This is a genomic window from Pseudomonas sp. LABIM340 (assembly GCF_040017195.2).
GTDB lineage: Bacteria > Pseudomonadota > Gammaproteobacteria > Pseudomonadales > Pseudomonadaceae > Pseudomonas.
Map to the genome: position 1 here is coordinate 1,150,051 of NZ_CM200227.1, position 14,615 is coordinate 1,164,665.

General features: G+C 65.1%; 18 protein-coding genes. 7 read left to right on the top strand and 11 right to left on the bottom strand.

What is annotated here, in order from left to right:
- Positions 1 to 2: 2 nt before the first annotated feature.
- Positions 3 to 1,445: a metalloprotease TldD gene (tldD, locus tag ABKS89_RS05535; protein ID WP_348588055.1), complete on the top strand. Its 1,443-nt coding sequence runs from the start codon at positions 3 to 5 to the stop codon at positions 1,443 to 1,445.
- Positions 1,446 to 1,485: 40 nt separating this feature from the next.
- Here tldD and yjgA read toward each other — a convergent pair whose 3' ends face one another.
- A complete protein-coding gene (gene yjgA, locus ABKS89_RS05540) occupies positions 1,486 to 2,010 on the bottom strand; it encodes a ribosome biogenesis factor YjgA (protein WP_242015294.1) in 525 nt (174 codons plus the stop codon).
- A 116-nt stretch (positions 2,011 to 2,126) separates the two neighbouring features.
- Here yjgA and pmbA point away from each other — a divergent pair, with 116 nt between their 5' ends.
- The 6 genes from pmbA (at position 2,127) to ABKS89_RS05570 (ending at position 7,451) form a co-directional block, all read left to right on the top strand.
- Positions 2,127 to 3,476 carry a metalloprotease PmbA gene (gene pmbA, locus ABKS89_RS05545; RefSeq protein WP_348588054.1) on the top strand — a complete coding sequence of 450 codons (1,350 nt, stop codon included), beginning with the start codon at positions 2,127 to 2,129 and terminating at the stop codon, positions 3,474 to 3,476.
- Positions 3,477 to 3,625: 149 nt separating this feature from the next.
- Complete coding sequence (locus ABKS89_RS05550; protein WP_045209578.1) at positions 3,626 to 4,009, top strand: hypothetical protein; 384 nt, start codon at positions 3,626 to 3,628, stop codon at positions 4,007 to 4,009.
- Positions 4,002 to 5,378 carry a class II fumarate hydratase FumC gene (gene fumC, locus ABKS89_RS05555; RefSeq protein WP_348588053.1) on the top strand — a complete coding sequence of 459 codons (1,377 nt, stop codon included), beginning with the start codon at positions 4,002 to 4,004 and terminating at the stop codon, positions 5,376 to 5,378. The genes ABKS89_RS05550 and fumC overlap by 8 nt, the downstream gene beginning before the upstream one ends.
- 29 nt (positions 5,379 to 5,407) lie before the next feature.
- Positions 5,408 to 5,857 carry a DUF2753 family protein gene (locus ABKS89_RS05560; protein WP_081517451.1) on the top strand — a complete coding sequence of 150 codons (450 nt, stop codon included), beginning with the start codon at positions 5,408 to 5,410 and terminating at the stop codon, positions 5,855 to 5,857.
- Between the two features lie 51 nt (positions 5,858 to 5,908).
- Complete coding sequence (locus ABKS89_RS05565) at positions 5,909 to 6,535, top strand: superoxide dismutase (protein ID WP_138212278.1); 627 nt, start codon at positions 5,909 to 5,911, stop codon at positions 6,533 to 6,535.
- Positions 6,536 to 6,557: 22 nt separating this feature from the next.
- Positions 6,558 to 7,451, top strand: a complete 894-nt coding sequence (locus ABKS89_RS05570) for a ZIP family metal transporter (protein ID WP_518301030.1) — start codon at positions 6,558 to 6,560, stop codon at positions 7,449 to 7,451.
- A 12-nt stretch (positions 7,452 to 7,463) separates the two neighbouring features.
- Here ABKS89_RS05570 and ABKS89_RS05575 read toward each other — a convergent pair whose 3' ends face one another.
- The 10 genes from ABKS89_RS05575 to ABKS89_RS05620 all read right to left on the bottom strand — a co-directional run bounded on the left by ABKS89_RS05575 (position 7,464) and on the right by ABKS89_RS05620 (position 14,594).
- On the bottom strand, positions 7,464 to 7,736 hold the full coding sequence (locus tag ABKS89_RS05575) for an HPr family phosphocarrier protein (protein ID WP_081517453.1): 273 nt from the start codon (positions 7,734 to 7,736) through the stop codon (positions 7,464 to 7,466).
- A gap of 34 nt (positions 7,737 to 7,770) precedes the next feature.
- Complete coding sequence (gene rapZ, locus ABKS89_RS05580) at positions 7,771 to 8,628, bottom strand: RNase adapter RapZ (protein ID WP_138212280.1); 858 nt, start codon at positions 8,626 to 8,628, stop codon at positions 7,771 to 7,773.
- Positions 8,629 to 8,630: 2 nt separating this feature from the next.
- Positions 8,631 to 9,098 carry a PTS IIA-like nitrogen regulatory protein PtsN gene (gene ptsN, locus ABKS89_RS05585; RefSeq protein WP_037009823.1) on the bottom strand — a complete coding sequence of 156 codons (468 nt, stop codon included), beginning with the start codon at positions 9,096 to 9,098 and terminating at the stop codon, positions 8,631 to 8,633.
- A 9-nt stretch (positions 9,099 to 9,107) separates the two neighbouring features.
- Positions 9,108 to 9,416 carry a ribosome hibernation-promoting factor, HPF/YfiA family gene (gene hpf, locus ABKS89_RS05590; protein ID WP_017518151.1) on the bottom strand — a complete coding sequence of 103 codons (309 nt, stop codon included), beginning with the start codon at positions 9,414 to 9,416 and terminating at the stop codon, positions 9,108 to 9,110.
- Positions 9,417 to 9,494: 78 nt separating this feature from the next.
- Positions 9,495 to 10,997 carry an RNA polymerase factor sigma-54 gene (locus ABKS89_RS05595; protein ID WP_138212281.1) on the bottom strand — a complete coding sequence of 501 codons (1,503 nt, stop codon included), beginning with the start codon at positions 10,995 to 10,997 and terminating at the stop codon, positions 9,495 to 9,497.
- 268 nt (positions 10,998 to 11,265) lie between these two features.
- Positions 11,266 to 11,991, bottom strand: a complete 726-nt coding sequence (gene lptB, locus ABKS89_RS05600; RefSeq protein WP_081517456.1) for an LPS export ABC transporter ATP-binding protein — start codon at positions 11,989 to 11,991, stop codon at positions 11,266 to 11,268.
- Positions 11,991 to 12,527, bottom strand: coding sequence for a lipopolysaccharide transport periplasmic protein LptA (gene lptA / locus ABKS89_RS05605; RefSeq protein ID WP_017518148.1), 537 nt, complete (start codon positions 12,525 to 12,527; stop codon positions 11,991 to 11,993). The genes lptB and lptA overlap by 1 nt, the downstream gene beginning before the upstream one ends.
- Positions 12,514 to 13,086 carry an LPS export ABC transporter periplasmic protein LptC gene (lptC, locus tag ABKS89_RS05610; RefSeq protein ID WP_045209586.1) on the bottom strand — a complete coding sequence of 191 codons (573 nt, stop codon included), beginning with the start codon at positions 13,084 to 13,086 and terminating at the stop codon, positions 12,514 to 12,516. Before lptC ends, lptA begins: the two co-directional genes overlap by 14 nt.
- Positions 13,087 to 13,094: 8 nt before the next feature.
- Positions 13,095 to 13,619, bottom strand: coding sequence for a KdsC family phosphatase (locus ABKS89_RS05615; RefSeq protein ID WP_138212283.1), 525 nt, complete (start codon positions 13,617 to 13,619; stop codon positions 13,095 to 13,097).
- The gene (locus ABKS89_RS05620; protein WP_138212284.1) at positions 13,620 to 14,594 is read right to left on the bottom strand and encodes a KpsF/GutQ family sugar-phosphate isomerase; all 975 of its coding nucleotides are present in this window, start codon (positions 14,592 to 14,594) and stop codon (positions 13,620 to 13,622) included.
- Between the last annotated feature and the right edge of the window lie 21 nt (positions 14,595 to 14,615).

Below are 14,615 nucleotides of genomic sequence, written 5' to 3' on the forward strand. Positions count from 1 at the left end.
ATATGAGCGAACTGTTGTCATCCGTCAGTCAGCACCTGCTGGCCCCCGGTGGTCTGGATATCGACCAGCTGTCGCCGATCCTGCACGAGCTGAGCGGCCCCGGCATCGACGCCGCTGACCTGTACTTCCAGAGCCAGGTCTCCGAGTCCTGGATGCTTGAAGACGGCATCGTCAAGGAAGGCAGCTTCCACATGGACCAGGGCGTCGGCGTGCGCGCGCAGTCCGGCGAGAAGACCGGCTTCGCCTACAGCAACGCGATCAACCATGAAGCGCTGATCCAGGCCGCCCGCGCCGCCCGTTCGATTTCCCGCGCCGGGCAGAACGGCAAGGTGCAGGCGTTCCAGGCCGTGGTGCCGACCCGCCTGTACGCCGGCGAGAACCCGCTGGACGTGATGAGCCGCGCCGAAAAGGTGGAGTTGCTGCAGAAGATCGACGCCGCCACCCGCGCCCTCGATCCGCGCATCCAGCAGGTCACCGTCAGCCTCGCCGGCGTCTGGGACCAGGTGCTGATCGCTGCGGCGGACGGTTCGCTGGCCGCGGACATCCGCCCGCTGGTGCGCTTCAATGTCAGCGTCATCGTCGAGCAGAACGGCCGCCGCGAGCGTGGCGGTCACGGCGGTGGCAGGCGTACCGACTACAAGTACTTCCTGCAGGAAGACCGCGCCATGAGCTACGCCCGCGAGGCGTTGCGCCAGGCCCTGGTCAACCTCGAAGCGGTGCCCGCGCCGGCCGGCAGCCTGCCGGTGGTGATGGGTGCCGGCTGGTCCGGCGTGCTGCTGCACGAAGCCGTGGGCCACGGCCTGGAAGGCGACTTCAACCGCAAGGGCAGCTCCAACTACAGCGGGCGGATTGGCGAGAAAGTCGCTTCCAGCCTGTGCACCATCGTCGACGACGGCACCATCGCCGGCCGTCGTGGTTCGCTGTCGGTGGACGACGAGGGCACGCCGACCAACTGCAACGTGCTGATCGAAAACGGCATCCTCAAGGGCTACATGCAAGACAAGCTCAACGCCCGCCTGATGGGCGTGGCGCGCACCGGCAACGGCCGCCGCGAGTCCTATGCGCACCTGCCGATGCCGCGCATGACCAACACCTACATGCTGGCCGGGCAGAGCGATCCGCAGGAAATCATCGCCAGCGTCGAGCGCGGCATCTACTGCGCGAACCTCGGCGGCGGCCAGGTGGACATCACCAGCGGCAAGTTCGTCTTCGCCACCAGCGAGGCCTACCTGATCGAGAACGGCAAGATCACCCGCCCGGTGAAGGGCGCGACCCTGATCGGCAACGGTCCGGAAGTGATGAGCCGGGTGTCCATGGTCGGCAACGACCTGGCGCTGGACAGCGGCGTGGGTACCTGCGGCAAGGACGGCCAGTCCGTGCCGGTCGGTGTCGGTCAGCCGACCCTGAAGATCGACGCCATCACCGTTGGCGGCACGGGCGGCTGAGGCCGTTGCCGGTGGGGCTGGAAGGGAAGGTCGCGGCCGCTCAGCGCAGGCCGCGTTTCAGCTCGTCCAGCTCGCGGATGTACTTGAAGATCTTCCGCGCCGCTGCCGGAGGCTTGTTGTGAGCGGCCTCGTGCTGGGCGTGGCGGATCAGCTGGAGCAGATGCTGGCGGTCGCTTTCCGGGTATTCGCCGAAGAAGGCCGACAGCGCGGCGTCACCGCCAGTGATCAGGTGGTCGCGCCAGCGCTCCAGGGCGTGGAAGCGTTCGTTGTACTGGCGGGTAGAAGTATCTACCTGCTCCAGCAGGGCAAGGATCGCCTCGACGTCCTGGTCACGCATCAGCTTGCCGATGAACTGCCGGTGGCGTTTCTTGGCGGCGTTGGCCTTGTGCTTGGGAGCTTCTTCCAGTGCGCGGCGCAGCGGATCGGTGAGCGGCATGCGGTCGAGCATGTCGGCCTTGAGCGCGGTCAGGCGCTCGCCGAGTTCCTGCAGCGCGTGCATTTCGCGTTTTACTTGCGTCTTGCTCTTCTCATCGAAGAACGAGTCGTCATCGTGAATTTCAGCCATGGCGGGGGTCTCGTTGAAAACGCCGCCATGATAACGAGTCAGGGGCCGCTTGTCCGGCCCGCGCCGGTCGCCGCCGCCTGATGGCGGGGCCGGACCATGAACAGGAGAGGCATGCAATGAGCGAACACAACCCGGCAGTGAGCCCGGAGGTCCTTCCCGAACTGCGCGAGCAGGTCGAGCGGATCATCGCCGAGGCCACCCGGCAGGGCGCCAGCGCCTGCGAGGTGGCGGTGTCGGTGGAGCAGGGGCTGTCGACCTCGGTACGCCAGGGTGAAGTCGAGACCGTCGAGTTCAACCGCGACCAGGGCTTCGGCATCACCCTCTACGTCGGCCAGCGCAAGGGCTCGGCGAGCACCTCGGCGACCGGCGCGGACGCCATCCGCGAGACCGTGGCGGCGGCGCTGGCGATTGCCAAGCACGCTTCCGAAGACGATTGTGCCGGCCTGGCCGATCCGGCGCTGATGGCCCGCGACCTGCCGGACCTGGATCTGTACCACGGCTGGTCGATCACCCCCGACCAGGCAATCGAGCGCGCGCTGGTGTGCGAGGCCGCTGCGTTCGCCACCGACAAGCGCGTTACCAAGGCCGACGGCACCACGTTGAATACCCACCAGGGCTGCCGCGTCTACGGCAACAGCCACGGCTTCGTCGGCGGCTACGCCAGTACCCGCCACAGCCTGAGCTGCGTGATGATCGCCGAGCTGGAAGGGCAGATGCAGCGCGACTACTGGTACGACGTGAACCGTCGCGGCGAGCTGCTGGCCACTCCTGAATCCATCGGCCGCCGCGCCGCCGAGCGCGCCGCCAGCCGTCTCGGTGCGCGCCCGGTGCCCACCGCTGAAGTGCCGGTGCTGTTCGCCCCGGAAGTCGCCGTCGGCCTGTTCGGCCACTTCCTCGGCGCGATCTCCGGCGGCAGCCTGTACCGCAAGTCCTCGTTCCTCGAAGGCGCGCTGGGCCAGCGGCTGTTCCCGGAATGGCTGACCCTGGACGAACGCCCGCTGCTGCGTGGCGCGCTGGGCAGTGCTTCGTTCGACAACGATGGCCTGGCGACCTACGCAAAGCCCTTTGTCGAGGGCGGCGAACTGGTCTCCTACGTACTCGGCACCTACTCCGGGCGCAAGCTGGGCATGCCCAGCACGGCCAACTCCGGCGGCGTGCACAATCTGTTCGTCAGCCATGGCGACGAGGACCAGGCCGCCCTGATCCGCCGCATGGGCCGTGGCCTGCTGGTCACCGAGCTGATGGGGCAGGGCGTCAACCTGGTGACCGGCGACTACTCCCGTGGTGCCGGTGGCTACTGGGTAGAAAACGGCGAAATCCAGTTCCCGGTGCAGGAAGTCACCATCGCCGCCAACCTGCGCGATCTGTTCCGCAATATCGTCGCCATCGGCAACGATGTGGAGTACCGCGGCAACCTGCATACCGGCTCCGTGCTCATCGAAAAGATGATGGTCGCCGGCAACTGATCCAGCGGCCGCGGCCCCACTGGCCGCGGCTTTCAGCCCTTCTTCGATTCCCTTCTCCAGACGAGCCGCCCAGCGCAATGCGTACGGGCGGCTTGTTTTTTTGTCTTTCGGAAACAATAATCAATCTCATTATCGATTGAGAGATTGCCATGTTCGCCGAAATCGACAGTTCAATCACCGACCGCTGGTATCGCCTGGGCACCCGCATCCGCTGCGCCCTGGAGCCGAATGAGCCGCGTCTGGTCGAGCAGTATCTCGGCGAAGCGCGCTACCTGGCGGCCTGGGAGCCGGTGCCGGCCTGGCGCCTGTTCGAGAAGTGCTTCGGGCTGCTGCTCGACAGCAGCCGTGACATCGCGCTGCCCTGGCACTGGCGCGTGCTCTGCCTGGATCACGCCTATCTCCCGCTGCGTGAACTGCAACGCCTGGCGACTTCGACCGCCCAGCGTCAACGCCTGTGCCTGCTGGCCCGGCGCATGGCGCAGCAGGAGATGGCGCCTTCCCTGAGACTGCAAGAAGGAATCGAGAATGACTGACAGCCGTATCGAACGCGACAGCATGGGCGAACTGGAGGTGCCGGCTTCGGCACTCTACGGCGCCCAGACGCAGCGGGCGGTGAACAACTTCCCGGTGAGTGGCCAGCGCATGCCGCGTCCGTTCATCCGCGCGCTGCTGCTGGCCAAGGCGGCCGCGGCCCGCGCCAATGTCAGCCTGGAACAATTGGACGCGGAGACCGGCGCCGCCATCGTCACCGCCTGCGAAGAACTGCTGGCCGGCGATCTGCAGCAGCATTTCCCGGTGGACGTGTTCCAGACCGGCTCGGGCACCAGTTCGAACATGAACGCCAACGAGGTGGTCGCGACCCTTGCCAGTCGCCGCCTCGGCAAGCCGGTCAATGCCAATGACCAGGTCAACTGCGGGCAGAGCAGTAATGACATCATCCCCTCGACCATCCACATCAGTGCGGCGCTGGAGGTCCACCAGCATCTTCTGCCAGCGCTTGACCACCTGCATGCGACCCTGGAGAGGAAGTCCAAGGCTGTTCACCAGCACGTAAAGACCGGCCGGACCCATCTGATGGACGCCATGCCGGTACGCCTGAGCCAGGTGCTCGGTGGCTGGGCCCAGCAGGTGCGCCAGGCATTGCAGGGTATCGAGGCACAACTGCCGGCACTGCAGCAACTCGCCCAGGGTGGCACTGCGGTCGGTACCGGGGTGAACGCCCATCCGCAGTTCTCCGCGCGCTTCTGCGAGGAGCTCAATGGCCTGACCGGCCTGGTGTTCCGCCCCGGTGACGACTTCTTCGCGCTGATCGGCGCCCAGGACATCGCCGTGGCCACCTCCGGCCAGCTCAAGGCGCTGGCCGTGGCGCTGATGAAGATCGCCAACGACCTGCGCTGGATGAACTCCGGCCCGCTCGCCGGCCTCGCCGAGATCGAGCTGGAGGCCCTGCAGCCGGGCTCCTCGATCATGCCCGGCAAGGTCAATCCGGTGATTCCGGAAGCCACCGCCATGGTCGCCGCCCAGGTGATGGGCAACGACACCACCATCGCGGTCGCCGGGCAGTCCGGCAACTTCGAGCTGAACGTGATGCTGCCGGTGATCGCCGACAACCTGCTGCACAGCATCCACCTGCTGGCCAGCGTCAGCCGCCTGCTGGCGGACAAGGCCATCGCCAGCTTCAAGGTCAACGAGGCGAGCCTGCGTGAGGCGCTGTCGCGCAACCCGATCCTGGTCACCGCGCTGAACCCGATCATCGGCTACCAGAAGGCTGCCGAGATCGCCAAGCAAGCTTATCGCGAGGGCCGGCCGATCATCGAGGTCGCGCTCGAAAACACTGATCTGGATCGTGCCCGCCTCGAGCAACTGCTCGATCCCGAGAAGCTCACCGCCGGCGGACTCTGAGTCCGCCCCACCCGCTGGAGGAACCTGCCATGCGTCATTGGCAACGCACCATCGAACTGGGCAACCGCTGCTTCATTCGTCAGGAATTGATCGATGCCCGTGAGCACTACCTCCACGCTCTGGCGCTGGCACAGGTGCTGCTGGATCGGTGGCATGACGCCGAGGAAGCGGTGATGGCCTTCGTCATCTCGCACCACAACCTCGGTGACCTGCACTTGCAGCTGGGCCAACCGGAAGAGACCGCTGAGTACCTCTGCGCCTGCCACGAGCGCCTGCTCGCGCTGGGGGAGGACCTGCGCAAATGCTCGGATCTGCGCGCCGCAGCGGTGCAGCACAGCCGCCGTACCTACGTCGAGCTGCTCAACTTCATCGGCGAACACGGCACGTACCCGCGCACCCAGCGCCTGCTGCGCCGCCAGGGTGCGGTAGAGCTGCGTCCGGGGCTGTTCACTGCCGTGCATTCGATGCGTTACCACTAGTCGATGCGCTATCGCTGAGTCGATGCGCTACCACTGATAGAAGGTTTGAAGATGCCTCACGTCCTGCCTGCCTTGCCCTATGCCTACGCTGCGCTGGAGCCGCACATCGATGCGCAGACCATGGAAATCCACCACAGCAAGCACCACCAGACCTACATCAACAACCTCAACGCAGCGCTGGAAGGCACTGAGTTCGCGGAGACTCCGGTAGAGCGACTGCTGCAGCAACTCGACAGTCTCCCCGCCGCCCTGCGCGGACCGGTGATCAACAACGGCGGCGGCCACGCCAACCATTCACTGTTCTGGACCGTGATGGCACCGGATGGTGGCGGTCAGCCGCAGGAAGAGCTGCGCCAGGCGATAGACGCTGAACTGGGCGGCTACGACGCCTTCTGCCAGGCCTTTACCAAGGCGGCGCTGACTCGCTTCGGCAGCGGCTGGGCGTGGCTGAGCGTCGATCCGCAGGGCCAGCTGGTCGTCGAGAGCAGCGGTAACCAGGACAGCCCGCTGATGCAGGGCAACCTGCCGATCCTCGGCCTGGATGTCTGGGAGCACGCCTACTACCTGCGCTACCAGAACCGCCGGCCGGAATACATTGCGGCTTTCTACAACGTGGTCGCCTGGCCGGAGGTGCTGCGCCGCTACCGAGTGGCCCAGCAGGCACGAGGCAAAGGATGAAACCGAAGGCAGCAGCATGCGTCTGATCGTGCAGAGTCTGCGTGAAAGCGGAGGACGCAATTTGCGTTGGTTGCTGGGACTGAGCATCGTCCTCGGCGGAGGTGTGCTCGTGGCCCAGCACCTGATGGAACTGGCGCGGCTGCAGCTGTCTCCGCCGATGTACCTGGCCCTGCATGGCGGCATGCTCTGCGCACTCGGGACCGCCCTGGGTGCTCTGCCGGTGTTGCTGGTGCGCAGCATGCCGGCGCGCATCGCCGACACCATGCTTGGCTTCGGCGCCGGGGTCATGCTGGCCGCCACGGCCTTTTCCCTGCTGCTGCCGGCGCTGGAGGCGGCGGAAGCTTCCGGGCGCCCGACCTGGCTGGCCTCGCTGCTGGTCAGTCTCGGCTTGGCTCTGGGAGCCTTCGGTCTGGCGGTGTTCGGTCGGGTGCTCGAAGACGCCCAGGCGAATATTCAGGGCGTGGCCGAAGGCAAGGTGCCCGCACGCATCCTGCTGTTCGTCGCCGCCATTGTTCTGCATAACATTCCCGAAGGCATGGCTGTGGGGGTTGCTGCCGGCGGAGAGGTGCAGGGCGCGAGCGGCCTGGCGCTGGGGATCGCGCTGCAGGATGTGCCCGAAGGGCTGGCGATCGCGCTGGTACTGGCTGGGGCGGGCGTTTCGCGCGGCAAGGCGGCGCTGGCGGGTGCGGCTTCCGGGCTGGTGGAGCCCCTGTTCGCGGTGCTTTGCGCCTGGCTGATCGGCATCTCGCGGATGTTCCTGCCCTGGGGACTGGCCGCAGCGGCGGGCGCGATGCTCTATGTGGTGGTGCGCGAGATCATTCCCGAATCACAGCGGCGCGGCCACGCGGCGCAGGCCACACAGGGGCTGATCATTGGCTTCTGTCTGATGATGGTGCTGGATACGTCGCTGGGCTGAGGGCCCGGCGCGTCACTCGCCTTCGTCGAAGTAGTTGTTGATCAGGTCGACCAGCGCCTTGATTGCTTCGTCTTCCTGCTCACCTTCGGCGGCGAGGTGCAGATTGGTGCCCTTGCCGGCGGCCAGCATCATCACGGCCATGATGCTCTTGCCGTCCACCGTACTCTCCGGATTGCGGCCCACGCGAACCTGGCAGGGGAACCGCCCTGCGACGCCGACGAATTTGGCCGCCGCGCGAGCGTGCAGGCCAAGCTTGTTGATGATGGTGACTTCGAGGGCGGGCATCGCGAGGGGCTGTCCTTTTGTTGTCTGTCGCTGCTTAGCTCAGGTCGCGGTGGCGAATCTGTACGTTGGTGAGAGTTTCCTTGAGGGCCTGACCAATGCGCTCGGCAATGTAGGTCGAGCGGTGCTGGCCACCGGTGCAGCCGATGGCGATGGTCACGTAGGCCCGGTTGCTCGCGGCGAAGCGCGGCAGCCATTTGTTCAGGTAGGCGAGGATATCCTGGTACATCTCCTCGACGTCCGGTTGCGCCGCCAGGTACTCCTGGACTTCCGCTTCCAGCCCGGTGTGCTCGCGCAGTTCGGGCTTCCAGTACGGATTGGGCAGGCAGCGCACGTCGAACACCAGGTCGGCGTCCACCGGCATGCCACGCTTGAAGCCGAAGGATTCGACCAGGAAGGCGGTGCCCAGTTCGGGCTTGTTCAGTAGGCGCAGCTTGAGCACGTCGCGCAGCTGGTAGAGGTTCAGGTTGGTGGTGTTGAGCTTGAGATCGGCCAGGTCGGCGATCGGCGCCAGCAGGTTCGACTCGTCGCTAATGGCCTCGGCGAGGGAGCGAGTGTCGGTGGTCAACGGGTGGCGTCGGCGAGTCTCGGAGAAGCGTTTGAGCAGCGTCTCATCATCGGCATCGAGGTACAGCACGTCGCACTGGATGTGCTTGTCTCGGGCTTCCTGCAGCAGCTCGGGGAAGCGCTGCAGCTGGCTGGGCAGGTTGCGCGCGTCGATGGAGACGGCGACCTGCGGATGCAGCAGCTCGGTGTGCAGCAGTGCGCGCTGGGCCAGGTCCGGGAGGAGGCTGGCCGGCAGGTTGTCGATGCAGTAGAAGCCGTTGTCCTCGAGCACGTTGAGCGCGGTGCTCTTGCCCGAGCCGGATCTCCCACTGATGATGATCAGGCGCATGATCAGTGCCCGTTGTTCTGGAAGTCCACGACGATCCGGTACAGGTCCTCGCCGTTGGCGGCGTGACGCAGGCGGTCGCGGACGTCGGAGCGGTCGAGCATGGAGGCGATCTGCCGCAGCAGTTCCAGGTGCTCCTCGGTGGCCGCTTCCGGCACCAGCAGCACGAACACCAGGTCGACCGGCGCGCCGTCGAGGGCGTCGAAGTCTACCGGGTGATCCAGGTGCAGGATGGCGCTGATGGGCGACTGGCAGCCGGGGAGGCGGCAGTGCGGAATGGCGATGCCATTGCCGAAGCCGGTGGAGCCCAGGCGTTCCCGGGCCACCAGGCTGTCGAAGATGTCTTGGGAATCGAAACCCGGCAGCTCGCGAGCCACCAGGTTGGCGATTTGTTCGAGGACACGTTTCTTGCTGCCGCCCGGCACGTTCACGAGGGAACGGCCGGGGGTCAGGATTTGCTCAAGTCGGATCATAGGGAGGGGTTAACGGACACCAACACCTTGCTGGCGTTCGAGGTATTTTTCCTTGTGCTTGATCAGTTGGCGGTCGAGCTTGTCGGTGAGCAGGTCGATGGCCGCGTACATGTCTTCATGTTCCGCGCAGGCCACCACTTCGCCACCGGCGATGTGGAGGGTGGCTTCAATTTTCTGCTTCAGCTTCTCGACCTCCATGATGACCTGAACATTGGTGATCTTGTCGAAGTGGCGCTCCAGTCGGCCAAGTTTCTCGCCGACATAGTCGCGCAGGGCGTCGGTCACATCCAGTTGATGTCCACTGATGTTGACTTGCATACCGCTTTCTCCTTGTTGCCCGTGTGTAAGTGGCAGGTTATGGGGCCTGCCGCCGGAACACCTTGGCGTGGATCAACGTCACACCAGCCGCTTGCGCTCGCTCGAGGGAGAGATTCCTAGGGACTCCCGGTACTTGGCGACGGTACGACGTGCCACTTGAATGCCCTGTGCCTCCAGTAAACCAGCGATCTTGCTGTCACTCAATGGCTTTTTCGGACTTTCCGCCGCGACCAGTTTCTTGATGATGGCGCGAATCGCGGTGGACGAGCACTCGCCGCCTTCGGAGGTGCTGACGTGGCTGGAGAAGAAGTACTTCAGCTCGAAGATGCCACGCGGCGTGTGCATGAATTTCTGCGTGGTGACGCGGGAGATGGTCGACTCGTGCATGCCCACCGCCTCGGCGATGTCGTGCAGAACCAGTGGCTTCATCGCTTCCTCGCCATACTCGAGGAAGCCGCGCTGGTGCTCGACGATCTGGGTCGCCACCTTCATCAGCGTCTCGTTGCGGCTCTGCAGGCTCTTGATGAACCAGCGCGCTTCCTGCAACTGGTTGCGCATGAAGGTGTTGTCGGCGCTGGAGTCGGCGCGGCGCACAAGGCCCGCGTACTGCGAGTTCACGCGTAGGCGCGGCACCGCTTCCTGGTTGAGTTCCACCAGCCAGCGCTCGTTGTTCTTCCGCACGATGACATCCGGGACGACGTATTCGGCTTCGCCGGATTCGATCTGCGAGCCGGGCCGCGGGTGCAGCGACTGGATCAGCTCGATGGTCTCGCGCAGCTCGTCTTCCTTGAGCTTCATGCGGCGCATCAGCTGGCTGTAGTCGCGGCTGCCGAGCAGGTCCAGGTGATCGCTGACCAGACGGATGGCCTCGGCCAGCAGGTAGGTCTTGGTCGGCATCTGGCGCAGCTGCAGGAGCAGGCATTCGCGCAGGTTGCGGGCACCGACGCCGGCGGGTTCGAGCTGCTGCACGCGGCGCAGGACGACTTCCACTTCATCCATCTCCACGCCCAGTTCCGGGTCGATGGAGGCGAGGATGTCGTCGAGGGACTCGTCGAGGTAGCCGTCGTCCGTGATGCCGTCGATGATGCTCAGGGCGATCAGGCGGTCGGTATCGGACATCGGCAGGAGGTTGAGTTGCCACAGCAGATGGCTCTGTAGGCTTTCACCAGCGGAGGTGCGGGAGGTGAAGTCCCACTCGTCGTCATCGTTGCTGGGCAGGCTGCTGGCGCTGGTCTGGTAGATGTCTTCCCAGGCGGTATCGACCGGCAGTTCGTTGGGGATGCGCTCGGCCCACTGGTCCTCGTCGAGGCTGTCGACGCTGGGTGTGGTGCTTTCCTGGAAGTTGTCCTGGGAGCTGCTGCTGGTGCCGTTGGCGCCGGACTCGGCACCGTCCGCCATGGGATCGCTGTTGTCGAAGTCCTCGCCTTCTTCCTGGCGCTCCAGCATCGGGTTGGACTCCAGGGCTTCCTGGATTTCCTGTTGGAGGTCCAGCGTGGAGAGCTGGAGCAGTCGGATGGCCTGTTGCAGCTGCGGAGTCATCGTCAGCTGCTGGCCCATCTTGAGGACTAGCGATGGTTTCATGGCTGGAACTAGGCACCTTGTTCGCTGGCGCGAAGCGCGCCATATCCACGACTACGGACACCGGGGTGCCGCGAGGAAGCAAATTATATGCCTGAGTTTGGACGCTTTGCCTAGGGGCTGTCGACCTTTCGTTACAACCCGGTTGCACCAGGGTACGGCAGGCAGCCGGCTGCGTCGCGGAGCGGCCGACGGGCCGCGCCACGCTTGGTGGAGAGATGGAGCTGCCACGCCCTGGCAGGGGCGCGGCACGGGGCCTTGGAGACAGGCCTTAGAGGCGGAACTCGTGGCCCAGGTAGACTTCCTTCACCAGGTCGTTGGCGAGGATGCTCTCGGCGCTGCCTTCGGCGATCAGCTGACCGTCGTTGACGATGTACGCCGTTTCGCAGATGTCCAGGGTCTCGCGGACGTTGTGGTCGGTGATCAGTACACCGATGCCCTTGGCCTTGAGGTGATGGATGATCTGCTTGATGTCGCCCACGGAGATGGGGTCGACGCCGGCGAAGGGTTCGTCCAGCAGGATGAACTTCGGCGAACTGGCCAGCGCGCGGGCGATTTCCACGCGGCGTCGCTCACCACCGGACAGGCTCATGCCGAGGTTGTCACGGATGTGGTGGATGTGGAATTCCTCGAGCAGGCCTTCCAGGGCTTCCTGGCGGCCGGCGCGATCGAGGTCGGTGCGGGTCTCGAGGATCGCGCCGATGTTGTCCGCCACCGACAGCTTGCGGAAGATCGAGGCTTCCTGCGGCAGGTAGCCGATGCCGGCGCGGGCGCGGCCGTGCATGGGCAGGTGGGTGACATCCTGCTCGTCGATGCGCACGACGCCCTGATCGGCGCGAACCAGGCCGACGATCATGTAGAAGCAGGTGGTCTTGCCCGCTCCGTTGGGGCCGAGCAGGCCGACGATCTGCCCGCTCTCGATGCTCATGCTGACGTCGCGGACGACTTGCCGGCTCTTGTAGCTCTTGGCGAGGTGCTGGGCGGTTAGCGTAGCCATTACTGCGCTTGATCCTGCTTTTTCTTGGGCTGGATGACCATGTCGATACGCGGGCGCGGCGTGGTCACCTGGGAGCCGGTGGCGCGGCCTGCGTTGACGATCTGGCGCTGGGTGTCATAGACGATCTTCTCGCCTTCGAAGGTGTTGCCTTCCTGGATCACCTTGGCCTGGTCGATCAGAACGACGCGGTTCTGCGAGACGAAGTACTGGATGGTCAAGCCGTAGGCCTGGGTGATCTGCTTGTCCGGCGCCGGCTTCTGTTCGAAGTAGGCGGGCTTGCCGACCGAGGTGACGACTTCGATTTCGCCGTCCTTGTTCTGCTTGAGCGTAACGGTGTTGCCAGTCAGCTTCATGCTGCCCTGGGTTACCACCACGTCGCCGCGATACACGGCCACGCCCTGCTTGTCATCCAGTTCGGCGCTGTCGGCCTGGACGCGGATCGGCTGTTCCCGGTCGGTGGGAAGAGCCCAGGCGGCAGAGCTGCCGATAGCGGCGGCGAGGCTGAAAAGAAGGGGGAGGGTGTTAACGAGCCTCATGCTGACCTCTTACGTTGGACAGCAGGAGCATCCGGCTGTCTTTCAGATACGCTTTCATGCCAACTGCCGTGGTCACACCGTTGGGTTCGGTAATCTTCACGGGCTGGTCAGTCTGCGCATAGTCCTTGTCTGGGAACACCGTCATGCGCGAGGTGTTGAGCAGGAGCGTGCGCTGCTGCGCGTCGGTGCGCGCGACGCGCACGTCGTCGATCAGCTCGACCTGCTTGCCTTCGGGGGCCACTTCGGCGCGAACGCTCTGGACGTGCCACGGCTGAGGCTCATTCTCCCGGTGGAAGTAGAGGTCGGGCGTGGTAACCAGGGTCACGTCGCTTGCTTTCAGGTGTTCGAGTTTGTCGGCGGTCATCTCGTAGGCGAGGGAGCCGTCGACGCGGTACTGAACGCTCTTGGCGTTCACCACGTAGAAATCGATGGCGTCGCTGGTCTGCGACTTGAGCTGGCGCTCGTTGAAGTCCAGGCGCACGTTCCAGTAATAGCCGAGGGCGATCAGCCCGATGGCGATCAGGGCGAACAACAGCTTCTGTTGGAATGTCTTGGGCATGTTCGGCTCTAGAGATACGCGTTCTGGGCAGCTTCGAGGTTGCCCTGGGCGCGCAGGATCAGTTCGCAGAACTCGCGGGCGGCACCTTCGCCGCCACGGGCCTGGGTTACACCGTCGGCGTGCTGACGGACGAAAGCGTCGCCGCTGGCGACTGCCATGCCGAGGCCTGCACGGCGAATGGCTGGCAGATCGGGCAGATCGTCGCCCAGGTAGGCGACTTCTTCATAGCCTAGACCCAGTTCGGCGAGCAGCTCGTCGAGGGCGACCAGCTTGTCCTCGCGGCCCTGGTACAGGTGGTTGATGCCCAGGTTCTTCGCCCGACGCTCGACCACCGGGCTCGAGCGACCGGTGATGATCGCGGTGCGCACGCCGGAGTTCATCAGCATCTTGATGCCCTGGCCATCCAGGGTGTTGAAGGTCTTGAACTCGCCGCCGTCGGGCAGGAAGTAGAGCTTGCCGTCGGTGAGCACGCCATCGACGTCGAACACCGCCAGGCGGACCGCTTTCGCACGTTGCAGCAGGTCGGCGGTCATTCAGATGACTCCCGCGCGGGTCAGGTCGTGGACGTGCAGGACGCCGACCGGGTGATCCTTGTCGTCGACCACCACCAGTACGTTGATCTTGTGGTCGTCCATTATCTTCAGGGCTTCGGCGGCAAGCATGTCCGGGCGGGCGGTCTTGCCGTGCACGGTCATCACCTGGTCGATGGTCACCTGGCGCACGTCCAGACCCTTGTCCAGGGTGCGGCGCAGGTCGCCGTCGGTGAAGATCCCGGCCAGGCGGCCGTCCTCGCCGAGCACGATGGTCATGCCCAGGCCCTTGCGGGTCATTTCCAGCAGCGCGCCGCTGAGCGAAGTGCCGGGGGAAACCTGCGGCAGTGCTTCACCCACGTGCATGATGTTTTCCACTTTCAGCAACAATCGGCGGCCCAGTGCGCCGCCCGGGTGCGAGAAAGCGAAGTCTTCGGCGGTGAAGCCGCGGGCTTCCAGCAGGGCGATGGCAAGCGCGTCGCCGATCACCAGGGAAACCGTGGTGGAGGAGGTCGGCGCCAGGTTCAGCGAGCAGGCTTCATGCTCCACGCTGGCGTCGAGGTTGACCTCGGCGGCCTTGGCCAGCGGCGACTCGGCGTTGCCGGTCATGCTGATCAGGGTGATGCCCAGGCGCTTGATCAGCGGCAGCAGGGTGATGATTTCCGCGGTGGAGCCGGAGTTGGACAGGGCCAGGACAACGTCGTCCTTGGTGATCATGCCCATGTCGCCGTGGCTGGCCTCGGCCGGGTGTACGAAGAAGGACGGGGTGCCGGTGCTGGCCAGGGTGGCGGCAATCTTGCGGGCGATGTGCCCGGACTTGCCCATGCCGACCACGACCACGCGGCCCTTGCAGGCCAGCAGCAGCTCGCAGGCCAGGGAGAAATCGGCGCCAATGCGCGGCAGCAGAGCGTCCACCGAGTCACGCTCGAGGCGGATGGTGCGTTGTGCCGATTGGATGAAATCGTGTTTCTGGCTCATGTTCGAAAGGCGCGGGGCAAA